Below are 24,198 nucleotides of genomic sequence, written 5' to 3'. Positions count from 1 at the left end.
AGGCCGCCGCGACGGCCCCGCAAGCGTCACGCGCCGCGCAGCTCAGCGGCCAGCGCCCCCTCGCCCGCGACCTCGATCCGCCCGTCCTTCACGGCCTCGGCGAGCGTGAATTCGCCTCGCCCGAGCGCAAGACAGACCTCGTCGTCGAGCACGATCCGGGCATCCGCGTGAGCGGCGGGTCCGTCCCCATACACCCCCGTACCGTCGGCCGGTCCACTCGATCCGTCCACGCGCACGTGGAACTCCCCCTCATCGAGGCGGACTTCGACAACTCCCGCGTGGGTCAGCCCGTCCAGCGCACGAAGCAGCGGCAGCGCGAACCAGTGTGCCCGCACCGCGTCGGTCGGCCGCCGCTCGCCGATCGCCGGCGCGCCCCACTCGGCGAGCGCGGCGAGGACCGGCAGCAACCCGTGTCCGCGCTCGGTCAGTTCGTACACCGATGCGGCGGCGGGCGGCGGCAGCCTGCGACGGGTGGCCAGTCCACCCTGCTCCATGTCCTTGAGCCGGGACGCGAGGACGTCCGTGCTGACGCCGGGAAGGTCGGCGTGCAGATCGGTGTAGCGGCGCGGCCCCGCCAGCAGTTCACGGACGATCAGCAGGGTCCAGCGGTCCCCCACGGAGTCGAGGGCCCGGGCGGTGGCACAGAACTGGTCGTAACTCCGGCGGCGCACGGGGCGTGCGGGTGGCTGCTGCTGACGTGGCATGCGACGCAGTCTAGACATGTTGTTGGACTTTCCAAGCCCGAGCTTGGTAAAACCAAGTATCGCAATCGGGTCGGGGAGGCACCGCATGGAATTCCGGCAGTCCAGCAAGCTCAACGAGGTCTGTTACGAGATCCGTGGCCCGGTCATCGAGCACGCCAACGCCCTGGAGGAGGCGGGCCACAGCGTGCTCCGCCTCAACACGGGCAACCCCGCACTCTTCGGATTCGAGGCGCCGGAGGAGATCGTCCAGGACATGATCCGGATGCTCCCGCAGGCCCACGGCTACAGCGATTCGCGCGGCATCCTCTCCGCCCGCCGCGCGGTGGCGCAGCGCTACCAGGCGATGGGGCTGACCGATGTCGGGGTGGACGACATCTTCCTCGGCAACGGGGTGTCCGAGCTGATCTCCATGTCCGTACAGGCGCTGCTGGAGGACGGCGACGAGGTGCTGATCCCGTCGCCCGACTATCCGCTGTGGACCGCGGTGGTCACCCTCGCGGGCGGCAAGGCCGTGCACTACACCTGCGACGAGGCGTCGGACTGGAATCCGGACCTCGCCGACATGGCATCGAAGATCACCGACCGCACCAAGGCCGTCGTGATCATCAACCCGAACAACCCGACCGGCGCCGTCTATCCGCGCGAGATCCTGGAAGGCATCCTCGACCTGGCGCGCAGGCACGGTCTGCTGGTCCTCGCCGATGAGATCTACGACCAGATCCTGTACGACGACGCCGAGCACCACAGCGTGGCAGTCCTCGCCCCCGACCTGGTCTGTCTCACCTTCAGCGGCCTGTCGAAGACGTACCGGGTGGCGGGGTTCCGCTCCGGCTGGATGGTGGTGTCCGGCCCGCAGCAGCACGCCCGCAACTATCTGGAGGGCCTGACGATGCTCGCCTCCATGCGGCTGTGCCCGAACGCCCCCGCGCAGTACGCCATCCAGGCCGCGCTCGGCGGCCGGCAGTCCATCCGGGAACTGGTGGCTCCGGGCGGCAGGCTGTACGAGCAGCGCAACCGGGCCTGGGAGAAGCTCAACGAGATCCCCGGAGTGTCGTGCGTGAAGCCGAAGGGCGCGCTGTACGCGTTCCCGCGCATCGATCCCAAGGTGCACAACATCGTCGACGACGAGAAGTTCGTCCTCGATCTGCTGCTGCGGGAGAAGATACAGGTGGTTCAGGGCACGGGCTTCAACTGGCCGCGTCCCGACCACTTCCGGATCCTGACCCTCCCTTACGCCGACGATCTCGACGCGGCGATCAGCCGCATCGGCCGCTTCCTGAACGGATACCGCCAGTGACCTGTCCCACCTGCCGGTTCGCCGTCCATACGCAGTTCGCCTCGCCCGAACTCGTGGGCTCGATCGTCGAGGGCGGACTCGATCCGGCCGCCGACCCGGGCTGGGCGGACTCGGGAGCGGAATCGCCCGCCGAGTACGCGCGCTGGGCAGGTCACCTGTGCGGTGTGACCTGTCTGCGCATGGCGCTCGGTGCCGGCGCCCCTCCGCTGTTCGCCCTGCGTGACGGAGCGCTCAAGTACGGCGCGTACACGGAGGATGCCGAGGGGGCGATCCGGGGCCTGGTCTACGCGCCCTTCGCACAGTACGTGCGAGAGGTGCACGGCCTCGATGCCACCGTCCACCGCCACCTGTCGACGGACGAGATCGTGGCCCTGCTGGACGAGGGGCGGACGGTGATGGCGTCGGTGCACTACGGGATCCGACATCCGGAGCGGCCGGCTCCGGGCCGGGGCGGTCATCTGGTGCTGCTGACGTCCCGTACGCCGGACGGCTACGGGGTCCACTTCCACAACCCGTCGGGCACGACGGCCACGACGCGGGCCGCGGAACTGCCCCTGCCCGACTTCGAGCGGTTCTTCGCCGGGCGCGGGGTATCGCTCGCCGACGGAACGCGGCAGGGACCGGAAACGGGAGCGGGCCCGGGGGCGTAGCCGGCCCCCGGGCCCTGAGTGTTGCCGCCCATTCGGCACGCCGGCACTTTTAAGAGCCCGGGTCAGTCGTAATGTCGCCGCGTCCTTCCTTTAGACGACCGCAGATCGAAGCTCCGCGGGTTGGAGTCGAACCAACATCTCGACGCGCATGGGCCCGAGCCCGTTTGATCCGGCGATCGGCGGCGAATGCTGAGTCTGGAGCAAGAGTCTGAGATTGATCGCGGTCTGCCTCTGCCAGTTGGGCTACCCCGGCCCGCCCGCGTACAGGGAATGTACGCAAATGCCGGGGGGAGGAATCGAACCTCCACTGGAACCGCGTCGTCACGACAAGCTTCAGTTTCAGCTTGCGCTCCTCGCGCACCCCGGCCGTGACAATGTGGCCGGGGAATCCGTGGTCGGCTACCCGAAGAGGTAGCCGAATACCGCATCACCCACCCGCTGGTCGGTGACGTCCACGCCGTTGGCCTCCTCGCGGGCGAACTTCACGGCCTGCTGGAGCTTCTCCACCCGGTCCAGGAGTTCGTTGATGCGCCGCGCGGGAAGTGCCCCGGAGAACTTCACGGTCGTCCAGTAGCCGATCGGGACGTCCTCGTAATACACCTCGACCTGCGCCGGGTGCTTCTCGGTGGCCTCCGCCTTCACGTGGTTGCGGGGCACCTTCTTCGTGCGGAGGGTGCGGACCGGTTCGGTCTTCCAGGAGTCCGTCGACGGGTCCTGGGTCCACGCCTCGGCGGCGTCGAGCACCGGCAGCTTGCGCACGAACGTATTGATGTCCGTCAGCTGCTTCTCCAGGAAGAGCAGATACGACACCGGCACCTCGGCCACGAGCACGCGGCCGTCGACCTTCACGTCCGCGCGGGCCGCACAGTTCGCCCAGTCCTTCGTGGCGGTCACATCGAAAAGCCGGGTCAGCGTCGCCGCGGTGTTCCGCAGCACGTCCTCGGCCTTGATCTGCACCAGCGTCGACTCGGGCGGAAGCTGCTCACCCTCCTCGTCCTTCGGCTGGTAGGTCCGGGAGATCCCGGCCAGCAGCCCGGCCTTCTGGAGGCCGTGATGTGCCGCCGTCAGGTCCTGGTGAGCCTTGGACTTGACGCCTTTCTCCACTGCGATGATCTGGTTGAGTTTCGCCACGCGAGGGAAGTTAGCACCGCCAACCCGACCGGAACGAAGGGTTTTTGGCGAAGATCGGCTCCCGGGCTACTCCGTCTCCCACGCCTGCCCCGTCACCGGTACGGGTGATTTCCCCCGCGCCGCCATGTCCCGCCGCTCTCCGGTGGGAGCCCCTTGTCACAGTGAGCCGCGCGCGGTCCGCGCCCACCCCCTCCTCCGAACGAAGGCCACCCCCTTGTCGCTCCTCCCCCACTCGACCAGCCGCCCCGGCCACCCGAGCCCGGACACCTTCAGCAACGACAGCCGGCACGGCCCGAGGCGGCCCATCGCACTCACGGTGGCAGCCGCCGCCTTCGCCGTACTGGCCGTGGGCGAACCTGTCGCGAACGCCACCCTCGGCGGCGGCACGCCCGCGGCCTCGCAGCCCGCCGCGTCGACCGCTCTCGCCCGCGGCAAGGCCTACATGGAGACCCGGCTGCTCTTCGGTACGGAACGCCCGGAAGGCGGGCCCGGGGTGACCGACCAGCAGTTCCTCGCCTTCGTCGACGAGGAGATCACCCCACGCTTCCCGAAGGGCCTGACCATCCAGGACGGCCGCGGCCAGTGGCGCGACTCCCACGGGATGATCGCGCGGGAGCGCAGTTACGAGGTGATCCTGCTCTACCCGGCGACCGAGTCACGCGTGCGCGATTCGCAGATCGAACGGATCCGCAACGCGTACGAGAACGCATACGCCCAGAACTCGGTGGGCCGCCTGGACGAGCGTACGACCGCCGACTTCTGACGACACCGCCCGTCCTGGGCCGCACGGCCGCCGCGACGACTGCGGCCATGTGGCCGATCGCAACGTCGGGTTTCCCGTGCGAGAGCTCCTTCCGCACCCGCACCCGCTCGCCCGGCATCCGCTCCGGCAGTACGCACGGCGACTGGTCGCCGTCGCTGCCGACCATGAAGACGATCACCGACAGGACCGGGGAGCATCCGGCGACGGCGCACGGCGCCGACCGCGGGCCGGCCCAGCAGGAGAACGAGTCGTTCCGGAAGGCGCGACTGATCCTTCTTCCGGTCGCCGTCGCGCTGCTGATCGCTGTCTTCGTCCACCTGCGGAGCCGACAGGCCGCCGGGGAGTCCGGGCGGAGCCGGTGTCAGCGGCCGAGCAGAGCCATGAGTGCGCCCACCGGGTCGGTGTCCGGCATCGCGCGGGGCCACCAGTCGTCCTTGTCCCGGTCCGATTCGTAGCCGTACCAGCGGCCGTCGTGGCCGAAGCGGAGCTGGAGTGTGCCGTCGGGGTGGGTGAGGTGGTTGCGCCAGGGCTGGAAGCGGGGAAAGTCGCCGGCCGCGAGGGCGGGGCGGGCCCGGTCGAAGGGACCGGCCGGGGGGTCCCAGGGATTCTCCAGGACGTCCAGCCCTTCGGCGCCGCCCTGGCGCCAGGCGGCGACGGCGCGGGCCAGGTCGGTGGTGGTGCGGCCGGTGGCGTAGGCGAGCTCGCGGTAGAGGGCGCGGGTGGTGGCGGTGAGCCCGGCGGTGGGGCGAGCGGCGGCCAGCCGGACGGCGTCCTGCCAGGGGGTGAGCCCGGCGATCGGATCGTGTCCGGTGGTGAGGAGCGTGAGCGCGCGGGCCGCCGCGTCGGTGGCGAGGTGGTCGAGGGCGAGCGGGTCGCGGGCGCCGGGCAGTTCGGGGTACGAGGGCGGCTGGCCGGGATGCGAGGGTTCCGGGAGCGGGGAGGGCAGCGGCGGCAGGAATCGGTCGGCGAACGCCTCACGCGCCGGCACGGAGGGGGTGGCGGCGGCCGTGGGCCGTTCCCGGGCGGAGTGCGCGGCGTTGCGCCGGCCCAGCTCCTCGACGAGTTCGCGCTCGCCCCGGCCGCGCAGCAGCAGGAGGACGAAGGGGTCGGTGTCGAGCAGGCGGGCCATCTGGTAGCAGAGGGCGGCGACGTGCTTGCAGGGCCAGCCGTGGTCGGGGCAGGAGCAGCTCGGGTCGAGGTCGTCCGCGGCGGGCAGCAGTCCGATGCCGGTCTCGGCCGCCGTGTCGACCAGGCCGTGCGGCATCTCCTTGGCGAGCAGCGCGGAGAGATGGCCGGGCCGTTCGGCGACGGCGTCGAGGAAGGTGTCCCAGCCGGTGTCGGTGAGGGTTCGCAGCCGCAGTTCGGTCCGGTACGGGCGGGGGCGGCTGCCCTGGACGTAGGCGACGACGCGGCCGGGAGTCACGGTGATCGCGGCGACGTGGCCACTGTCGGCATACGTACGGCCGCGGGCGAGGCGCCCCTCGTCCATCGACAGGGACTCCAGCGCCGCCACCCAGGACCGGCCCCACCAGCTGTCCGCGAACGGTTCGCCGCCCTCGGACGTGCGGGGCGGCACGGCGTCGAAGGTGCGCCGCAGGTCGTCGGGGCCGGGGCGGGCGCGGACGTACGACGCGGGCCGGGAGCGGGGGCTCATGACGGCCTCCGGAGCGAGACGAGGTCGGCGAGGTCACGGTCGCTGAGTTCGGTCAGCGCGGTCTCTCCGGTGCCGAGCACCGCGTCGGCCAGGGCCTGCTTGGCCGCCAGCATCTCACCGATCCGGTCCTCGACGGTGCCTTCCGCGATCAGCCGGTGCACCTGGACGGGCTGGGTCTGGCCGATGCGGTACGCGCGATCGGTGGCCTGCTCCTCGACCGCCGGGTTCCACCAGCGGTCGTAGTGGATGACGTGGGCGGCGCGGGTGAGGTTCAGTCCGGTGCCCGCCGCCTTGAGGGAGAGCAGGAAGACGGGTACCTCGCCGGACTGGAAGCGGTCCACCATCCGTTCCCGTTCGGCCACCGGCGTACCGCCGTGCAGGAGCTGGGACGGGACGGCACGCGAGGCGAGATGGGCCGAGAGGATCCGGGCCATCGTCACGTACTGGGTGAAGATCAGCACGGAACCGTCCTCGGCGAGGATCGTGTCGAGGAGTTCGTCGAGCAGGGCGAGCTTGCCGGAGCGGCCGATGAGGCGGGTCGGCTCCTCCTTCAGATACTGCGCGGGGTGATTACAGATCTGCTTGAGCGAGGCCAGCAGCTTCATGATCAGTCCACGGCGGGCGATGCCTTCGGAGGCCTCGATGAACGCCATCGTCTCGCGTACCGCCGCCTCGTACAGCGTGGCCTGTTCGCGGGTGAGGAAGACGGGGTGGTCGGTCTCCGTCTTCGGCGGCAGCTCCGGGGCGATGCCCGGATCGGCCTTCTTGCGGCGCAGCAGGAACGGCCTGACCAGCCGGGAGAGGCGCTCGATCGCTTCCTCGTTCCCGAGTCCTGCCGCGGTGCCCGTGTTCTCGACGATCCGGGCGTGCCGGGCACGGAACGCCTTGAGGGGGCCGAGCAGCCCGGGGGTGGTCCAGTCGAGCAGGGCCCAGAGCTCGGAGAGGTTGTTCTCCACGGGGGTGCCGGTGAGGGCGATCCTGGCCGGGGCCGGGATGGTGCGCAGCGCCTTCGCGGTGGACGAGTGCGGATTCTTCACGTGCTGCGCCTCGTCGGCGACGACAAGTCCCCAGCTGTGCTGCGCGAGTTCGGCGGCGCTGGACCGCATCGTTCCGTACGTGGTGAGGACGAAGCCGTCGTCCGGGTCGTCGAGCGTGCGGTCGGTGCCGTGGAAGCGGCGGACGGGAACACCCGGGGCGAAGCGGTTGATCTCCCGGTGCCAGTTGCCCAGGAGGGAGGCGGGGCAGATCACCAGGGTGGGTGCGGGGTGCGCGCGGCGCAGATGCAGCGCGATGACGGTGATGGTCTTGCCGAGTCCCATGTCGTCGGCGAGGCAGCCGCCGAGGCCCAGTGATGTCATCCGGTCGAGCCAGGCCAGGCCGCGCAGTTGGTAGTCGCGGAGCGTGGCGTCCAGCCCGGGCGGCGGTTCGACGGTGGCGTCGTCGGCGAGGATGCGGGTGCGGAGTTCGGCGAGGGCACCGGCGGGCACCGCCTCGACCTGTTCGCCGTCCACCTCCGCGCTGCCGGTCAGCGCGACGGCGAGGGCGTCCACCGGGTCGAGCAGGCCGAGCTCACGCTTGCGTGCCTTGCGTACGAGCGCGGGGTCGACGACGACCCACTGGTCCCGCAGGCGCACCACCGGGCGGTGGGCCTCCGCGAGGATGTCCATCTCCCGCTCGGTGAGCTGCTCGTCGCCCAGCGACAGCTGCCAGTCGAAGGAGAAGAGCTGCTCGGCGTCGAAGAACGAGGTGCCGTCGGTGGCCGAGCCGGGCGCGGGCCGTACGACGGCGGTCGCCGAGAGGGAACGGACGAGTTCGCGCGGCCAGTGGACGCTCACGCCTGCCGCGGCCAGCCGCGCCCCGGCGTCGCTCAGCAGCTCGTACAGCTCGTCCTCGGTGAGGGCGAGCACGTCGGGGACCGGCAGGTCCAGCAGCCGCTCCAGCGGCGCCCAGACGCGGGCGGCGCGGCGCAGTGCGAGCACGGCGTCGATCCTGGCCCGCGGCCCGAACGGTTCTCCGCCACCGCCGTTCCACAGTGCGGCGGCGTCGATGACGTACGTCGGGTCGGCCAGGCTGTGCACCTGCGTGATCGCCGCGGCGGCATGCCGCGCGGCGCCGCGGTGGATGTCCGCGGTGTCTTCGGTGGTGTCGTCGGCGTCGGGGCCGCCGTACGTGTCGGCGGTGTCGAAGAGTTCGTACGCCGACAGGTCGAGCCGGAGCGACACCCGTACCCCCGCGTCCAGACCGGCAGCGACCTCGGCGGCCCAGTCGCGGGCACGGGGCAGATGCTGGGCCTCGCGGGCCGCGAAGGGGGCCCCCATCGCGTACGCCGCCGCGGGTGTCCGGGGCAGGGTGTCGGCGACCGCGTCGAGGAACGCACCGACCAGCGACTCGGGGTCCGGGAGCTGGAGCGGTGAGCGGTCCGGGAGCGGGACGGCATGTGCCTCGGGCGGCATGGCAGCGGCGATCGCGCGCAGATGGGCGATGTCCTCGGCGTCGCGCGGACCGGCCCGCCAGGCGTCGTGGTCCTCGGCCGTCAGACCGGGGACCAGTCGGCCGCGTGCCACCAGGTTGAGCCCATGGAGCGCGGCCGCTCCCCAACAGCGGGCGGCCGGATGAGCGGACTGCCGGTGCCGGGCGCGGACCAGCAGCGGCAGGGCGTCGGCGACGGGCAGCAGGACGGCGGGCACGGCGCGAACACGCACCTCACCCTGCTGCCCGTGACGCCGCACGACAGTGATCTCGGCGCCCTCGGCCGGACCGGCCGGCTCGATCTCCGGAAGCGGACCGTCGTCCGGGTCCCAGAAGGCGACTCGCCCGTCCCTCGGCAGCGGCGCGGGCAGGAAGACGGCAGCGCACCGCAGGAAGCGAGCCGTGGCCACGTCCTGCGCGTCCAGTTGCACACGTCCCGCCGAGGTCATCGCTCCCCTCCCGTCCCGCACTCGGTCGTCTCGTCCCACTGACTACGCGAGTCTAGGCGGGGGGTCTGACAACCGGTCCCCGGCCGGCAGGCGCTCGGGTCAGTGCCTGGCGAGCGGCTTGGAGCGGGCGACCCGCGTGGGCCCGGAGACCACCGGCGCGCCGGCAGGCGGAGGCGGAGGCGCGGCCGCGGGCGCCACGGGCGGCGCCTGTTGCGGCTGAGGCTGCGGCTCCGGTTGTTGCAGTTCCTGCTGCATCGGTGCGGGCTGCTGCGCCCGCTCAAGGAAGCGGAGCAGCTCCACCGGGAACGGCAGCACCAGTGTGGAGTTCTTCTCCGCCGCGACCGCGACCACGGTCTGCAGCAGTCGCAGCTGGAGCGCGGCCGGCTGGGCGGACATCTCGCCGGCCGCTTCCGCCAGCTTCTTCGATGCCTGCAGCTCCGCGTCCGCGTTGATGACCCGCGCGCGGCGCTCGCGGTCGGCCTCGGCCTGGCGCGCCATGGAGCGCTTCATCGTCTCCGGCAGCGATACGTCCTTGATCTCCACTCGGTCGATCTGCACGCCCCAGCCCACCGCAGGGCTGTCGATCATGAGCTCCAGGCCCTGGTTCAGCTTCTCCCGGTTCGACAGCAGGTCGTCGAGGTCGCTCTTGCCGATGATCGACCGCAGGGATGTCTGCGCCATCTGCAACACCGCGAACCGGTAGTCCTCGACCTCCACGACCGCGCTCGCCGGATCGACCACCTTGAAGTAGATGACCGCATCCACCCGCACCGTCACGTTGTCCCTCGTGATGCCGTCCTGCGCGGGCACGGGCATCGTCACGATCTGCATATTGACCTTCCGCAGCCGATCGATGCCGGGAAGGATCATGGTGAATCCGGGGCCGCGCACATCGTTTCGCAGCCTGCCGAGCCGCAGCACGATGCCCCGTTCGTACTGCTTCACGACCCGCGCAGCCGCCGCCGCGTAGACCACACCCACGGACGCCGCCGCCACTATCGCGACCACCAGTTGTTCGACCATGACGGCCCCCTGAAAGCCGGAAATGCCTGATTCACGCCGCTATTACCACGTTATGCCCATTAAGTACACCGGGCGAACCCCGACCCACGGGATGATCACCCGGCAGGCCCCGCACCGGATGCCGGGGCGGCCGGGAGAGGGCAGGGTGACCATCGTCAGCACCTGATGTACGGACGAGCCGGACGAGACAGACGAGGACCCGCCCATGCCCGTGATCGATCAACGACGCCGCCGTCTCGGCATCGCAGCCGGGACCGCGCTCCTGACCCTCACCGTCGCCGGCTGTTCCGGCCTCGGTCGCACCGCGGTCGGGCCGGTCACCTACGTCACCGAGCGGGATGCCGTGATCATGTTGAACAGCCCCTCGGTGAAGGGCTGCCACCGGCTCGTTCCGGGTGCCAAAGCAGTGCAGAACGGGACCCTGATCGACATCATCCTGTACCGGACACGGGACTGCACGGGCCCGGGGACGACGTATGTCGCCACCACGCTCACCGATGTGAACGCAGCGACCTCCCTTCCCTGGCGCAGCTTCAGCACGGTCCACTGACCGCGGCGGCGAGCCTCCGCAGCCCGGCACCGAGGCGCGTCCGCGGGACGCTGTTCGGTGCCGGGCTGCGGCAGTGGACGTGCAGTGGACGCACGGTGGCCCGCTCGCCCTACGCGCGCCTGCGGATGAGCGCGACCAGCCGTGCCGTTCTGTCCCGCCGCTCCCGGGCGATCAGGACGACCAGCCCGATGAGCAGTGCGGGCATGATCGCGTTCACCGGGTCGAGCAGCGTCAGTTGGACGATGGAGGCGCCGGCCAGCAGCCCGGCGAAGGCCATCGCCGCGACGCCCGACAGCAGGGGCACCAGCAGGGCAATGGCGCCTGCCATCTCCAGGGCGCCGATGAGGTACATCGCGCCATGGCTCCAGCCCATGCGGTCGAAGGTCTCGATCGCGGTTTCATGGGCGATCAGCTTGGCGAACGCGCTGAAGGCGAAGAACAGGGCCAGTACGACCCGGGCGACGGTCAGCGCGACCGCACCACGGCTGCGTGTCGTGCTCTCCCTCGTGGCGTCAGTGGTCGTCGCGTTCGTCGCCGTCGTGATCTCGGACATCGGGGTCTCCTCGAAGAAGCGTCGCGTGGTGTCGCGTACACAGGGGTAGACCCCACCGCCCTCCGAAACTCATCGCATCTCCCGCACCTACGTGGGCCGGGCCCGCACCCACACCCCGTCAGCCGTGAGATACCGGTCCACGGTCAGTCCCGCCGCCTCCAGGTGCCCCTCGAACTGCTCCTTCGTCAACTCTCGCGACAGGAAGGTCTGGGTCCACCGCGCATCGTCGAAGACGTACTCCGCGCGCACCGCGTTCACCTCGTCGCCGACGGGGTCCGCCGAGACGATCCGCACGATGCAGCCGGACGCATCGACACGCTCCCGCGGCAGATCGGTGTGGTAATCGAGACCCTCACGCTGCAGCAGCACGACGCCGCCTTCCCCGACGTGCTGTCGGCAGGCGCGCAGCATTCCGTCGCGCACCCGGTGTTCGCTCGTGTGCACCAGATAGGACGCCAGCATCACCACGTCGAAGGTCTCGTCGCCGAGATCGAGGGACTCGATGGGGCTCTGCACCGCACGCGCGCCCCGTACGTGTTCCAGCATCTGCGGCGACTCGTCCACAGCCGTGACCTCGAAGCCGCGCTCGACCAGCGCATGGGTCACACGGCCCGCCCCGCAGCCGAGTTCGAGAATGCTCGCACCGGCGGGCACCGCCGACGCGATCACCTCCGGTTCGTCGCCGACGGAAAGCCGTCTGTACAACTCGACCGCGCAACCGTCCGGAGTGATCGAGCCGGGTCCCGTCCCCGAATATCCCTCACGCACCCGTCGTCCGCTCATATGCAGCCGAACGAACGGCCGTTGGGCACGGTTCCCGGCACGCGACGCCCTGCCGCACCGGGCTCCTCGACGTCCGGCGTCCGTCAGCACACCGGATAGCGCTCCTGCGGCCATGCCACGGCCTGCTCGAACTCCAGGCACAGATCATCCGCCAGCTCGGCGATCACGGCCCGTCCCTCCGTCAGCACGAGCCAGGAGGGCGGAAGTTGCACGTCACCGTGGTGGGCGCCGAGCAGATTGCCGCAGACCGAGCCGGTGGAGTCGCTGTCGCCCGAGTGGTTGACCGAGAGCAACAGCGACTCCGCCACGTCGTCGGCGCCGGGCAGCACCAGGGCGCAGTACACGGCGATGGCGAGGGCCTCCTCGGCCACCCAGCCCGCCCCCAGCGACTCCACCTTCTCGGCGGTCGGCGCCCCCTGCGCGGCCAGGTCGACGGCCGCGCGCAGCACCGCCGTCGTCTCCTCGTGCCCCGGGTGGCGGGCCAGCAGCTCCATGGCGCGCAGCACGGCACCCGCCATCGAGTCGCCCTCCAGCAGATGGGCGATGATCGCGGCGAGGGCCCCGGCGGCGAGCGCACCGGTCGGATGCCCGTGGGTGATCTGGGCGCAGCGGGCGGCGAGCGCGAAGCCGGTCGCCGCTCCCTCGCCGATCAGGCCGAAGGGTGCGGACCGCATCACCGTGCCGCACCCCTTGGACCCGGTGTTGACCGGGCCCGGCAGGCCGATCGGTCCCGTCGGGTCGGGTGTGTGGCCGGCCGCGAGTCCGGTGAGGCAGGCGTTGCCGGGGGCCCGCCGGGCGTACAGGAAGCGCTGCTGCCGCAGCCACCCGGTCCGTACGAGGTCGTCCCTGCCGCGGGCGGGCGGTGACGGATGGTTCTGGGTGTCGAGCCAGCGCAGGTAGGCGTTGCGGACCATCGCGGTCTCGGCGCCGCCGATCCCCTTCGACATGGCCCGGGAGTGCGCCCTGATCAGCCCTTCCGCGGTGAACAGGGTCATCTGCGTGTCGTCGGTGACCCGGCCGACGACCCCGTCCCCGTCCGCGACAGGTTCCCGGACGCCCTGCTCCCCGTAGGTCCGGCGGATACCGGAGAGCGACAGGAATTCCACCGGGTTTCCCAGGGCGTCCCCGATCGCACCGCCGAGCAGCGACCCGCGGACCCGGGCCCGGCGGGTGGCGCTGTGCCCCCATGGTGTGCCGTTCACGGACGGTCCCCCACATTCTGTCGTCGTCGTTACTCAAAACCGCGGCCGCGGGTCCATCCTGGGAGGAGAGGCGATCACTATGCGTACCGGCAATGAACCAATGACTGCACGTAGCCCGCTGCGCCTGCGGCTGTGCCTGAGTCTATGGGGCATGGCCTGGGCGCTCTTCGGCCTGACAGCCTTCAGCCTGGTCGACCGTCCGGGCTGGGCCGCGGCCTGCGGCCTGCTGCTTCTGCTGACGCTGGTGGATCTGGCAGTGATCGTCCACCACATCCACCAGGGCCCGCACTACCAGCCGGGCCGCAACATCCCCCCGTACGAACCGGACCACGGTGGACGCGGCCGGTACGGGCACTGACCTCCGGGTCCCGACGCGGGGCTCCGTCATCAGGGACAGGAATCAGGGACGGGCCGGTGGGGGAAGACGTCGCCGCCGCACAGCCGGCCGGCCTACGGGCAGGTATGCATCACCGCTCCGCAGGACCGGGTCCGACCCCGATCGGATCCTCGGAGGGCCCGTCCTGAGAGCCGTGATCCTCATGAACGGACCGTGGCGTCAGCTGTCCGTGTCGAAGCGGGCCGCCCGCAGATACTCCGGGTTCGGGTCGAGTGCGGCGGCCAGCCGGAAGTGACGCACGGCCTGCTCCGAACGGCCGGACCGCTGGAAGGTACGGGCCAGTGCGAAGTGCGCGAACGCGTTGTCCGGTTCGCGCTCCAGGACGAGTTCGAATTCCAGCTCGGCCGGGCGCAGCTGGGCGGCGGCGAAGAAGGCGCGTGCGCGCAGCAGACGGGCAGCCGTGTTCTCCGGATGGGCGGCGATCACCGAGTCCAGCAGCTTGACCGCACCCCGCGGGTCGCGCGCGGCCAGCAGGCGTTCGGCCGCGCGGAAGTCGATGACATGGGTTTCCGGGGTCCTCTCGAGCACGGTCGCATCCTTCCCTTCGTCAACCCGTTTCCAACGTCCGGCCGGGTGCAGGTATTCCGGTCGGTGGACCGGCCCGGGGCGGCCCGCCGCGTCAGTCCCGCCCGGAGGCGGCAGCGGCCCGCTGCGCCAGTTCCTCCCAGACCTTGCGGACCTGCGGCTCCAGCGCCTCCAGCGGTCCGTCGTTGTCGACGATCAGATCGGCGACGGCCCGTCGCTGCTCGCGGGTGGCCTGCGCGGACATCCGGGCGCGAGCCTCGGGCTCCGTCATGCCGCGCAGCCGTACGAGCCGGTCGAGTTGGGTCCCGGGGGCGGCGTCCACGACAACGACCAGGTCGTAGAGGGGGGCGAGTCCGTTCTCGGTGAGGAGGGGGACGTCGTGGACGACGACGGAGTCGGGTCCCGCCGCCCTCTCCAGTTCGGCGGAGCGGGCGCCGACCAGTGGGTGCACGATCGCGTTGAGCGTGGCGAGCCGGTCGGCGTCGGAGAACACGATGGAGCCGAGCTTCGGCCGGTCCAAGGTCCCGTCGGCGGTGAGGATGCCGTCGCCGAAGGCCTCGACGACGGCCGCGAGCCCGGGGGTCCCTGGCTCGACGACCTCGCGCGCGATCCGGTCGGCGTCGATCAGTACCGCTCCGTACGAGACGAGCAGTCGTGACACTTCGCTCTTGCCGGCGCCGATTCCGCCGGTCAGGCCCACTTTCAGCATGGTCGAGAGATTAGCCCCGCCTCCGGGCGCGGTCATGGCCCGGTCACGCCGCCCGCGCCGGCGGTCAGCCGTCGCCCTCCCGCTCGGCGAGGAAACGTTCGAATTCGAGGCCGATCTCATCGGCGGACGGCAGGTCGACCGGCTCCGCGACCAGGTTGCCTCGCGTCTCGGAGCCCGCGAGCGCGTCGTACTGGTGCTCAAGCCCCTCGACGAGCGAGACGAGCTCCTCGTCCCCCTGGTCGATCTGGCGGTCGATCTCCGTCTGCGTGCGGTGGGCCTCCGTGCGCAGGGAGTGCGCGATGCCCGGCAGAACCAGGCCGGTCGCGGCCGTGATCGCCTCCAGTGCCGTGAGCGCGGCATCCGGGTACGCGGAGCGGGCGACGTAGTGCGGCACATGGGTGGCGACGCCGAGGACGTCGTGCCCGGCCTCCATCAGCCGGTACTCCACCAGTGCCTCGGCGGAGCCGGGGACCTGTGCCTCGTCGAAGGGGCTGCGGTGGCCGGGCATCAGGTCCGTGCGGTTGCCGTGCGGCGTGATGCCGACCGGCCGGGTGTGCGGGACGCCCATCGGAATGCCGTGGAAGTTGACGGCGAGACGCACCCCCAGCCGCTCGACGATCTGCTCGACGGCGGCGGCGAACCTCTCCCACTCCACGTCCGGCTCGGGCCCGGACAGCAGCAGGAAGGGCGCCCCGGTGGCGTCCTGGACCACCCGGACGTCCAGCGTCGGGGTCTCGTACGCCGCCCAGCGGTCACGCCGGAAGGTCAGCAGCGGGCGCCGTGCGCGGTAGTCGACGAGCCGGTCGTGGTCGAAGCGGGCCACGACCTGGTGCGGCAGAGTCTCGAGGAGGCCGTCCACGATCTGCTCGCCGGTCTCACCCGCGTCGATGTACCCCTCGAAGTGGTAGAGCATGACCAGGCCGGCCGACTCCTGGGCGAGCGCCATGTCGACGACGGCCAGGCCCTTCGGCTCCCATTCGTACAAACTCTGCGGATCAGGCACGGTTACCGCTCCTCCTCGTGTTCCTGGGAGAGAACGCCCGGCGGGGCACAGGCATTCCCAGCCTGTGCCCTTTCACAGGGTGGTTATGCCAGAACGCGCGCGTGCAGTGCGGTGACCGCCTTCCGTGCGGAGGTGAACGCTCCGTGCTGCCAGGCATCGGTGTGGCTGAGGTAGTCACCGGCGAAGTAGACGCGGCCCGCAGCCTGGTTGAGGGGTGCGAAGGCAGGGGCGTCGGGGCCGCCGGACAGGGAGTGCCAGGCGGCCTCGAGGTGCGGGGTCTGCCGCCAGTGGTGGGAGAACGACGAGGCGAGTTCCGTACGGTACTTCTCGCCGTGGATCTTCACGCCCTGGGCGACGGCGCGCGCCTCACGCTCGCGCGGGGTGAGCGCCGCGTACGCGTCGGCCTGCGCGCCGTAGTTGTAGTACCCGATGAGGGTGCCGCGCTCCCCGTGGTGCCCGTACGACGGGTACCAGATGTGCGCGAGGTCCATGTCCGTCTCGGTGATGCCGCCGTAGATCCGATGATCGGTCTCCCACCAGCGGCTGCGGTACTCCAGACCGATCTTGCCGGCGGAGGACGGCTTGCACGCCTCCAGGGCGGCCTGTACGGCGGGGCCGAGGTTGTGGGCGGTCTTGGCGAGGATGTTGGGCGGCAGGGCGGCGATGCAGTAGTCCGCATCGATGGTGCGGGTGCGCCCGCCCTGGGTGTACGTGACGGTGACGCCGTGGGTCGTGTCGGTGATGTCGCCGACGACGGCGCCGGTACGGATCCGGCGCTCTCCTATCGCCCGGGTGAGCGCGGCGGGTATCCGGTCCATGCCGCCGACCGGCTGGAACATCAGCATCGCCTGGTCGTACTCGAACTCGAAGGAGAAGTAGCGTCCGACGCCGCTGGCGAAGACCTCGGAGGCGGACGGTACGGAGCCGAGTTCCTCGCCGGGGGTTCCTGCGGCCGCCGGGTCGATGCGGTAGCCGCGCCGGGCGCTGCCGGTGTAGTCGAGGGTGTCGCCGATGTCGCCGAAGTCCTTGAGGAATTCCAGGAGTCGCTCCTGGTCCTCGGCGGTGATCTGCCGGTCGAGGGCGCCCTTGTCGGTGGCCTTGGCGAGGAGTTCGGCGACGTAGCCGTACACATCGGCCTTCGCGGTGCGGTAGCGCACCGGGGCCTTCATGCCTGCCTTCTCGTTGAAGATATACGCATGGGCGTTCACATTGGTGAACACCTCGATGGGGACGCCGAGTTCGCGGCAGTAGTCGAGGGTGACCATCCACTGCGGGATCCGGGCGGGACCCGCGTTCATGTACTGCCCGTCGGTGAACCGGGCGGTCTGCGTGTTGCCGTAGTCGTCGGTGGTGGAATCGCCGCCGCGCACGGTGAAGTTGCGGCCGCCGGTACGGCTCCGGGCCTCCAGGACCGTACAGTCGTAGCCGGCCTTGCCCAGTTCGTACGCGGCGGCGAGTCCGGCGATGCCGCCTCCCACGACGACGACCTTGGCCGCGGCCTTCCCCTTCAGCGTGAAGTCGCCCTTGCTGGGGGCATGGAAGGCCGGTTCGCGCTGTGCGGCCCGGGCGGTGGGGGCGAGGCCGAGGGCCCCCATGGTCGCGAACATCGCGCCCGCCCCACCGGTGATCCCGACCTGACGGAGAAAACTGCGACGGCTCGCGCCCGTGACGACGGGCGGGTTGTACGACGTGTACGTCATGTCCCTGCTCCCCTTCGGATCTTGAGGTTGCCGGGATCCTGGCAAGCGTGTGTTACGGCCCGTCAGTTACTCGTGTATCTCGCACGTTTCTCTCCGTTCACGGCAGCGCGACCACCGGAGATCAATGATCCAGACCTTGACCGGGGCACACTCCACGCCTGTCGCCACAAGGCGGCATGTTCAGATATGCGTCCCATATTCATGCACAAGAACGACTTGAATCCTTCGATACGAACGACGCCATCGGCGGCAGGGGCCTGACCACCATCACGGTCACCCCCCTGGAACCGGACGCCGGACACAAGTGAGGCCCGCTCCCCGAAGGGAGCGGGCCTCACTTGTCAGCTACTGCAGTCGATGACCGACCGGAGGGTCAGAGCGTCAGCTCTGGCCGCCCGCCAGCTTCTCGCGCAGGGCAGCCAGGGCCTCGTCCGACGCCAGGGCGCCGGAGTTGTCCGCGGACTCCGAGGAGTACGAACCGCCACCGGCACCGCCGGAGGCAGCCGGGGCACCGCCGGCCGGGGCAGCAGCGCCCTCGGCCGCAGCGGCCTCGTCGGCCTCGCGGGACTTGATGACCTGGGCCTGGTGCTGCTCGAAGCGCTGCTGCGCCTCGGCGTACTGCGTCTCCCACGCCTCGCGCTGGGTCTCGTAGCCCTCGAGCCAGTCGTTGGTCTCGGGGTCGAAGCCCTCGGGGTAGATGTAGTTGCCCTGGTCGTCGTAGGACGCGGCCATGCCGTACAGGGTCGGGTCGAACTCGACCGAGGCCGGGTCGGCACCGAAGGACTCGTTGGCCTGCTTCAGCGAGAGGCTGATGCGACGGCGCTCGAGGTCGATGTCGATGACCTTGACGAAGATCTCGTCGTTGACCTGGACGACCTGCTCCGGGATCTCCACGTGGCGCTCGGCCAGCTCGGAGATGTGGACCAGACCCTCGATGCCCTCGTCGACGCGCACGAACGCACCGAACGGAACGAGCTTCGTGACCTTACCGGGAACGACCTGCCCGATCTGGTGCGTACGGGCGAACTGCTGCCACGGGTCTTCCTGCGTCGCCTTGAGCGACAGCGAGACGCGCTCGCGGTCCATGTCGACGTCGAGGACCTCGACGGTGACTTCCTGGCCGACCTCGACAACCTCGGACGGGTGGTCGATGTGCTTCCAGGACAGCTCGGAGACGTGCACGAGACCGTCGACGCCACCGAGGTCCACGAAGGCACCGAAGTTGACGATCGAGGAGACGACGCCGGAGCGGACCTGACCCTTCTGCAGGGTCGTGAGGAAGGTCTGACGGACCTCGCTCTGGGTCTGCTCGAGCCAGGCACGGCGGGACAGGACCACGTTGTTGCGGTTCTTGTCCAGCTCGATGATCTTGGCCTCGAGCTCCTTGCCCACGTAGGGCTGGAGGTCACGGACACGACGCATCTCGACGAGCGACGCCGGGAGGAAGCCGCGGAGGCCGATGTCGAGGATGAGACCACCCTTGACGACCTCGATGACGGTACCGGTGACGATGCCGTCCTCTTCCTTGATCTTCTCGATGGTGCCCCAGGCACGCTCGTACTGAGCGCGCTTCTTCGAGAGGATCAGGCGGCCTTCCTTGTCCTCCTTCTGGAGAACCAGGGCCTCGATCTCGTCGCCGACCTTGACGACCTCGTTCGGGTCGACGTCGTGCTTGATCGAGAGCTCGCGGCTCGGGATGACACCTTCGGTCTTGTAACCGATGTCGAGGAGAACCTCGTCCCGGTCAACCTTGACGATGACACCGTCAACGATGTCGCCGTCGTTGAAGTACTTGATCGTCTCGTCGATCGCCGCGAGGAACGCGTCCGCGTCGCCGATGTCGTTGACCGCAACCTGCGGAGTGGTGGCGGTGGTCTCGGTGCTGCTCGTCATGTGGGAAAGGGCTCCGGTACGGACAGTGAGTCGTAGGTACTGCTACGCCGAGAGCCCGTATCGCCTCTGCAGAAGCCGGACAGCCTGGGAGGCACCCGACCCGCGGGACGGGAGGCGCCTCGTGAACCGAGGGGACATACAACAGATGCAAGCGCAGCCTGCTAGGTCTGAGGCGCGCAGGCTCGCAGCGCAACTTGTAGCATACGGGGGCAGCCGGGCAGGGTCAATGCGCGAAGGCGCACACGAGGGACACAGGGGCCCAAACCCGGCACAGTTCATGTTCTCCGAGGCCACATCGGTCCCGGCCGTGTTGCGTGACTACGGTTCCGTACTCACAGGTACCCCTAGGTACGTACCGCGTGCGGTGGGGTGAAGGCAAACTACAACGACGGACACGATGAGCCAAGAGATCTACACCACCGAACCGGAAGCGACCCGCCGCAGCGCCGGGGAGGCGGAGAGCAGCCGGGCAAGTCGCGGCTGGTGGGACCGGAACGCCGACGAGTACCAGAGCGACCACGGCGCGTTTCTCGGCGACGACCGTTTCGTCTGGGGCCCGGAGGGTCTCGACGAGGCCGAGGCCGGCCTGCTCGGCCCCGCGGAGTCGCTCAGCGGCCTGGACATCCTGGAGATCGGTGCGGGCGCGGCACAGTGCTCGCGCTGGCTGGCCGCCCGGGGCGCCCGTCCCGTCGCCCTCGACCTCTCCCACCGCCAGCTCCAGCACGCGCTGCGGATCGGCGACGAGGTCCCGCTGGTGGAGGCGGACGCCGGGGTGCTGCCGTTCCGGGACGGCTCCTTCGACCTGGCCTGCTCCGCCTACGGCGCGGTGCCGTTCGTCGCCGACCCCGTGCAGGTCTTCCGGGAGGTGCACCGGGTGCTGCGCCCGGGGGGCCGCTGGGTCTTCTCGGTGACGCATCCGATCCGCTGGGCGTTTCCGGACGAGCCCGGGCCCGAGGGCCTGTCCGTCGCGGCCTCCTACTTCGACCGCACCCCGTACGTCGAGCAGGACGAGCAGGGCAACGCCGTGTACGTCGAGCACCACCGGACCGTGGGCGACCGGGTGCGGGACGTGGTGGCCGGCGGGTTCCGCCTGGTCGACCTGGTCGAGCCGGAGTGGCCCGCCTGGAACAACCAGGAGTGGGGCGGCTGGTCCCCGCTGCGCGGAAACCTGATCCCGGGCACGGCGATCTTCGTCTGCGTGCGGGACTGAGCGCGGGCCAGAAGCACCGGAGTACGACACTGGGGGCGTGATCCGTACCGACGCCCTCGACCGGCTGCCCGTCCGTACCGCCGTGCCCGCGCTCCGGCAGGCGCTCGACGACCGGGGTGTCGCGGTGCTCTGCGCACCGCCCGGCACCGGCAAGACGACGCTGGTCCCGCTGGTCCTCGCCGGACTGGTCGGCGACGGCCCCGCGCGCCGCGTGGTGGTCGCCGAACCGCGCCGGATCGCGGCCCGCGCGGCGGCCCGGCGCATGGCGTGGCTCCTCGGGGAGCGGACCGGGGAGCGTGTGGGGTTCACGGTCCGCGGGGAGCGTGTGGTGGGGCGCGACACGGTGGTGGAGGTGGTGACCACCGGTGTGCTCCTGCAACGGCTCCAGCGCGACCAGGAACTCGCCGGGGTCGATGCGGTGATCATCGACGAGTGTCATGAACGGCATCTGGACGCGGACACGGTCGCCGCCTTCCTCCTCGACGTACGGGAGGCGATCCGGCCCGATCTGCGGCTGGTCGCCGCGTCGGCGACGACGGACGCGGAGGGGTGGGCGCGACTGCTCGGCGATGCGCCGGTGGTCGAGGCGCAGGGCGTGTCGCATCCGGTGGAGGTGGTGTGGGCGCCGCCGGTGAGACCGGTCGGGCCGCCGCACGGGATGCGGGTCGACCCGGCGCTGCTGACGCATGTCGCCTCGGTGGTGCGTCGGGCGCTCGCCGAGCGGGACGGCGACGTGCTCTGCTTCCTGCCGGGCGTCGGTGAGATCGGCCGGGTGGCGGGACAGCTGGCGGGGGTGCCCGCGGAGGTGCTGCAGGTGCACGGGCGGGCACCAGCGGCGGCACAGGACGCCGTGCTGGCGGGCTCGTCCGAGGGGCGCCGGGTGGTGCTGGCGACCTCCGTCGCGGAGTCGTCGCTGACGGTGCCGGGGGTGCGGATCGTCGTCGACTCGGGCCTGGCCAGGGAGCCGCGTACCGATCATGCCCGCGGACTGAGTGCGCTGACGACCGTGCGGGCCTCGCAGGCCACCGGAAGGCAGCGGGCGGGCCGGGCGGGCCGTGAGGGCCCGGGGGCGGTGTACCGGTGCTGGGAACCGGCGGAGGACGGGCGGCTCGCCCGGTTCCCGTCGCCGGAGATCAAGGTGGCCGATCTGGCGGCGTTCGCCCTGCAGGCGGCCTGCTGGGGCGATCCGGACGCGTCGGGGCTGGCGCTGCTCGACCCGCCGCCCGCCGGGGCGATGGGGGCGGCCCGCGAGGTCCTGACGGCCGTCGGCGCGGTGGACGCGGTCGGCCGGGTGACCGACCGGGGCGTTCGGATGTCGCGGCTCGGCCTGCATCCCCGGCTCGCCCGTGCGCTGCTGGACGGCGCGGACGAGGTGGGCGGGCGCCGGGCCGCGGAGGTGGTGGCGCTGCTGAGCGAGGAGCCTCCCCGGGAGTACGGGGACGACCTGGCGGCGGCGCTGCGTACCGCCAGGCGGGGCGGCGACGGCTACGCGGCGCGCTGGCGGCAGGAGGCACGGCGGCTGTCGTCGTCCCTGGAAGGCGCCCGCGAGGGTTCCGGCACGGATGATGCCGCCGTCGGCCTGGTGGCCGCGCTGGCGTTCCCGGAGCGGGTGGCACGGGCCCGCGGCGAAGGAGCGTTCCTGATGGCGTCGGGGACGGGCGCGGAGCTGCGTGACGGATCGCGGCTGCGCAGCGCACCCTGGCTGGCCGTCGCGGTCGCTGACCGCCCGGCGCACGCGGCGTCCGCACGGGTGCGGCTCGCAGCCGTCATCGACGAGGACACGGCGCGGCTGGCCGCCGGGCATCTGCGGTTCGCGGGCGAGGAGGTCCGGTGGGACGGCCAGGACGTGGTGGCCCGCTCCGTGGAACGCCTCGGCGCTGTCGAACTGTCCGTGCGGGCGCTGAAGCAGCCGGACCCCGCGCTGGTGCGGGCAGCGCTCGTCGACGGGCTGCGGCGCGAGGGACTCGGCCTGCTGCGCTGGACCCGGGAGACCGGGCAGCTGCGTGAGCGGCTCACCTTCCTGCACCGGGAGCTGGGGCTCCCGTGGCCCGATGTGTCGGACGATGCGCTGCTGTCGCGTACCGAGGAATGGCTGGAGCCCGAGTTGTCACGGGCCCGCCGCCGCTCCGACCTGGCCCGCATCGACGCCGGGCAGGCGTTGCGGCGGCTCCTGCCGTGGGCGACGGGCGAGGCGGCCCGGCTGGACGAGCTGGCACCCGAGCGGATCGAGGTGCCCAGCGGGTCCCGGATCCGGGTCGAGTACGGCGGGGCGCAGCCCGTACTCGCGGTGAAGCTCCAGGAGCTGTTCGGTCTCACCGAGACACCGAAGGTGGCCGGGGTGCCGGTTCTCGTGCACCTGCTCTCCCCCGCCGGCCGCCCGGCGGCGGTCACCGCCGATCTGGCGTCGTTCTGGCAGGACGGATACCGGGCGGTGCGGGCGGAGCTGCGCGGCCGCTATCCGAAGCATCCGTGGCCGGAGGACCCGACGACGGTCGCGGCGACCCGGTACACCTCGGCGCGGCTCAGGCGGGAGTAGGCGCCGGATCCGGGGCGGGTGCGGTCGCCGCCTCGGGCTCCCGGCCGCCCGGCCGCCGGGACCGTGCCTCCAGCCACAGCGCGAGCGCCAGCAGCCCGGCGGCAAGGATCAGGAATCCCCGAGGCAGGTACGACGTGAGCAGCAGGATCAGCACACGCTGGGACGTGACCAGCGCGACGGTGGACTCGATGTAGTCCTCGCGCATCTTCACGTGTCCGGCGAACGCGGTGACCGTGTCCTCGGACATGCCCATCGCCTTCGCGTTGCGCAGCTCCTCCTTGTGGATCTCCTCGCCGTTGACGGGCGCGCCGGTGACCGGGTCGACCCAGAACATCCGCTTGGTGGTGTACCAGCGCGTCATGCCCGTCTTGGCGACCTGCGCGGCAGTCACGCCCGCGATCGGCATCTTCTTCGGCATCGGGACCTCGGTCCACGGGATCGTCTGCTCGAAGTAGTACACGTCCATGCCGCGGAACGTCCGGGTGCCCCTGTAGTGGATCGGCGAGCTGGTACGGGTCTGGGCGTCGAAGTACTCGTAGTCGCGCTTCTCGGTGAGGAACGGCCATTTGAACTCGATGCCCTCGCGCTCGACGGGGTCGCCGTCGACACTCTCGCCGGTGGCGTGGACGGGGGCCTGGCTGTGCGCGTCGAAGATGTAGCGCTCGGGGATCTGCGAGACCATCGCGCCGTTCGGGTCGACCACGTAGCTGAGGGCGTCCCAGACGACGACGTCGCGGCCGGCGCTGCGCTCGATCTTCTCGGACTCCTCCACATTGCCCTTGAGGGTCTGCACGATGGTGACCTTGGGGACCTGCTTGACCTTCATGCCGTCGTTGTAGTCGAGGAGCGTGGCGGGCTTCGCCTCCAGAACCACCTCCTGGTACTGGCTCGGCGGGATCTTCGCCAGCCTCGGGAAGGCGTACCAGCGCAGCAGTGGCGACAGGGCGGCGAAGAAGACGGCGAAGGCCAGGAGTACGAGTCCGGCTCGGCGGCGCAT

21 protein-coding genes and 1 pseudogene are annotated in these 24,198 nt (G+C 70.8%); 7 read left to right on the top strand and 15 right to left on the bottom strand.

Annotated features, from left to right (window positions below; translation table 11 throughout):
- Window positions 1–26: 26 nt before the first annotated feature.
- Window positions 27–704, bottom strand: coding sequence for a winged helix-turn-helix transcriptional regulator (locus ACFU8W_RS09540; protein ID WP_384034017.1), 678 nt, complete (start codon window positions 702–704; stop codon window positions 27–29).
- An 85-nt stretch (window positions 705–789) separates the two neighbouring features.
- On the opposite strand from ACFU8W_RS09540, the gene ACFU8W_RS09535 reads away from it, so the two are divergent.
- Together ACFU8W_RS09535 and ACFU8W_RS09530 are read left to right on the top strand one after the other, a co-directional pair.
- The gene (locus tag ACFU8W_RS09535; protein WP_030919692.1) at window positions 790–2,001 is read left to right on the top strand and encodes a pyridoxal phosphate-dependent aminotransferase; all 1,212 of its coding nucleotides are present in this window, start codon (window positions 790–792) and stop codon (window positions 1,999–2,001) included.
- Window positions 1,998–2,651: a peptidase gene (locus ACFU8W_RS09530; RefSeq protein WP_384034014.1), complete on the top strand. Its 654-nt coding sequence runs from the start codon at window positions 1,998–2,000 to the stop codon at window positions 2,649–2,651. Before ACFU8W_RS09535 ends, ACFU8W_RS09530 begins: the two co-directional genes overlap by 4 nt.
- 281 nt (window positions 2,652–2,932) lie before the next feature.
- Here ACFU8W_RS09530 and ACFU8W_RS09525 read toward each other — a convergent pair.
- Window positions 2,933–3,018: pseudogene (locus ACFU8W_RS09525) on the bottom strand.
- Between the two features lie 32 nt (window positions 3,019–3,050).
- On the bottom strand, window positions 3,051–3,782 hold the full coding sequence (locus ACFU8W_RS09520; protein ID WP_266986876.1) for a hypothetical protein: 732 nt from the start codon (window positions 3,780–3,782) through the stop codon (window positions 3,051–3,053).
- A 304-nt stretch (window positions 3,783–4,086) separates the two neighbouring features.
- On the opposite strand from ACFU8W_RS09520, the gene ACFU8W_RS09515 reads away from it, so the two are divergent.
- Window positions 4,087–4,545 carry a DUF3574 domain-containing protein gene (locus tag ACFU8W_RS09515; protein ID WP_384034315.1) on the top strand — a complete coding sequence of 153 codons (459 nt, stop codon included), beginning with the start codon at window positions 4,087–4,089 and terminating at the stop codon, window positions 4,543–4,545.
- A 361-nt stretch (window positions 4,546–4,906) separates the two neighbouring features.
- Here the strand turns inward: ACFU8W_RS09515 and ACFU8W_RS09510 are convergent, their stop codons facing one another.
- The 3 genes from ACFU8W_RS09510 to ACFU8W_RS09500 form a co-directional block, all read right to left on the bottom strand.
- Window positions 4,907–6,199 (bottom strand): SWIM zinc finger family protein, encoded by a 1,293-nt coding sequence (locus tag ACFU8W_RS09510; RefSeq protein ID WP_384034011.1) that lies wholly within the window; start codon window positions 6,197–6,199, stop codon window positions 4,907–4,909.
- On the bottom strand, window positions 6,196–9,117 hold the full coding sequence (locus ACFU8W_RS09505) for a DEAD/DEAH box helicase (RefSeq protein WP_384034008.1): 2,922 nt from the start codon (window positions 9,115–9,117) through the stop codon (window positions 6,196–6,198). The genes ACFU8W_RS09510 and ACFU8W_RS09505 overlap by 4 nt, the downstream gene beginning before the upstream one ends.
- A 99-nt stretch (window positions 9,118–9,216) precedes the next feature.
- Window positions 9,217–10,140, bottom strand: a complete 924-nt coding sequence (locus ACFU8W_RS09500) for a slipin family protein (RefSeq protein WP_384034006.1) — start codon at window positions 10,138–10,140, stop codon at window positions 9,217–9,219.
- A gap of 205 nt (window positions 10,141–10,345) precedes the next feature.
- Between ACFU8W_RS09500 and ACFU8W_RS09495 the strand changes: the two genes are divergently transcribed.
- Window positions 10,346–10,690, top strand: a complete 345-nt coding sequence (locus ACFU8W_RS09495; protein WP_345514703.1) for a hypothetical protein — start codon at window positions 10,346–10,348, stop codon at window positions 10,688–10,690.
- Between the two features lie 109 nt (window positions 10,691–10,799).
- Here the strand turns inward: ACFU8W_RS09495 and ACFU8W_RS09490 are convergent, their stop codons facing one another.
- The 3 genes from ACFU8W_RS09490 to ACFU8W_RS09480 form a co-directional block, all read right to left on the bottom strand.
- Window positions 10,800–11,243, bottom strand: a complete 444-nt coding sequence (locus ACFU8W_RS09490) for a DoxX family protein (RefSeq protein WP_345514702.1) — start codon at window positions 11,241–11,243, stop codon at window positions 10,800–10,802.
- An 87-nt stretch (window positions 11,244–11,330) separates the two neighbouring features.
- Complete coding sequence (locus ACFU8W_RS09485) at window positions 11,331–12,026, bottom strand: class I SAM-dependent methyltransferase (RefSeq protein WP_384034002.1); 696 nt, start codon at window positions 12,024–12,026, stop codon at window positions 11,331–11,333.
- A gap of 83 nt (window positions 12,027–12,109) precedes the next feature.
- The gene (locus ACFU8W_RS09480; protein WP_384033999.1) at window positions 12,110–13,228 is read right to left on the bottom strand and encodes an ADP-ribosylglycohydrolase family protein; all 1,119 of its coding nucleotides are present in this window, start codon (window positions 13,226–13,228) and stop codon (window positions 12,110–12,112) included.
- A gap of 100 nt (window positions 13,229–13,328) precedes the next feature.
- Here ACFU8W_RS09480 and ACFU8W_RS09475 point away from each other — a divergent pair, with 100 nt between their 5' ends.
- On the top strand, window positions 13,329–13,586 hold the full coding sequence (locus ACFU8W_RS09475; RefSeq protein ID WP_376335874.1) for a DUF6343 family protein: 258 nt from the start codon (window positions 13,329–13,331) through the stop codon (window positions 13,584–13,586).
- Window positions 13,587–13,784: 198 nt separating this feature from the next.
- Here ACFU8W_RS09475 and ACFU8W_RS09470 read toward each other — a convergent pair whose 3' ends face one another.
- The 5 genes from ACFU8W_RS09470 to rpsA all read right to left on the bottom strand — a co-directional run bounded on the left by ACFU8W_RS09470 (window position 13,785) and on the right by rpsA (window position 19,455).
- Window positions 13,785–14,153: a tetratricopeptide repeat protein gene (locus tag ACFU8W_RS09470; RefSeq protein ID WP_345514696.1), complete on the bottom strand. Its 369-nt coding sequence runs from the start codon at window positions 14,151–14,153 to the stop codon at window positions 13,785–13,787.
- 91 nt (window positions 14,154–14,244) lie between these two features.
- Window positions 14,245–14,859, bottom strand: coding sequence for a dephospho-CoA kinase (gene coaE / locus ACFU8W_RS09465; RefSeq protein ID WP_345514695.1), 615 nt, complete (start codon window positions 14,857–14,859; stop codon window positions 14,245–14,247).
- Window positions 14,860–14,923: 64 nt separating this feature from the next.
- On the bottom strand, window positions 14,924–15,862 hold the full coding sequence (locus tag ACFU8W_RS09460) for a PAC2 family protein (protein ID WP_345514693.1): 939 nt from the start codon (window positions 15,860–15,862) through the stop codon (window positions 14,924–14,926).
- Window positions 15,863–15,945: 83 nt separating this feature from the next.
- Window positions 15,946–17,469, bottom strand: a complete 1,524-nt coding sequence (locus ACFU8W_RS09455) for a flavin monoamine oxidase family protein (protein ID WP_384034312.1) — start codon at window positions 17,467–17,469, stop codon at window positions 15,946–15,948.
- 474 nt (window positions 17,470–17,943) lie between these two features.
- The gene (gene rpsA, locus ACFU8W_RS09450; protein WP_384033993.1) at window positions 17,944–19,455 is read right to left on the bottom strand and encodes a 30S ribosomal protein S1; all 1,512 of its coding nucleotides are present in this window, start codon (window positions 19,453–19,455) and stop codon (window positions 17,944–17,946) included.
- A 397-nt stretch (window positions 19,456–19,852) separates the two neighbouring features.
- Here rpsA and ACFU8W_RS09445 point away from each other — a divergent pair, with 397 nt between their 5' ends.
- Both ACFU8W_RS09445 and hrpB read left to right on the top strand, forming a co-directional pair.
- The gene (locus ACFU8W_RS09445) at window positions 19,853–20,665 is read left to right on the top strand and encodes a class I SAM-dependent methyltransferase (protein ID WP_384033990.1); all 813 of its coding nucleotides are present in this window, start codon (window positions 19,853–19,855) and stop codon (window positions 20,663–20,665) included.
- A 37-nt stretch (window positions 20,666–20,702) separates the two neighbouring features.
- On the top strand, window positions 20,703–23,201 hold the full coding sequence (gene hrpB / locus ACFU8W_RS09440) for an ATP-dependent helicase HrpB (RefSeq protein WP_384033987.1): 2,499 nt from the start codon (window positions 20,703–20,705) through the stop codon (window positions 23,199–23,201).
- On the opposite strand, the gene ACFU8W_RS09435 is transcribed toward hrpB, so the two are convergent.
- The gene (locus ACFU8W_RS09435; protein ID WP_384033984.1) at window positions 23,188–24,198 is read right to left on the bottom strand and encodes a DUF3068 domain-containing protein; all 1,011 of its coding nucleotides are present in this window, start codon (window positions 24,196–24,198) and stop codon (window positions 23,188–23,190) included. The genes hrpB and ACFU8W_RS09435 overlap by 14 nt on opposite strands.

The organism is Streptomyces sp. NPDC057565, assembly GCF_042801455.1.
Lineage (GTDB): Bacteria > Actinomycetota > Actinomycetes > Streptomycetales > Streptomycetaceae > Streptomyces > Streptomyces yanii.
The sequence above is the reverse complement of the archived record's forward strand: the minus strand, read 5'-3'. Positions and strand labels throughout refer to the sequence as shown.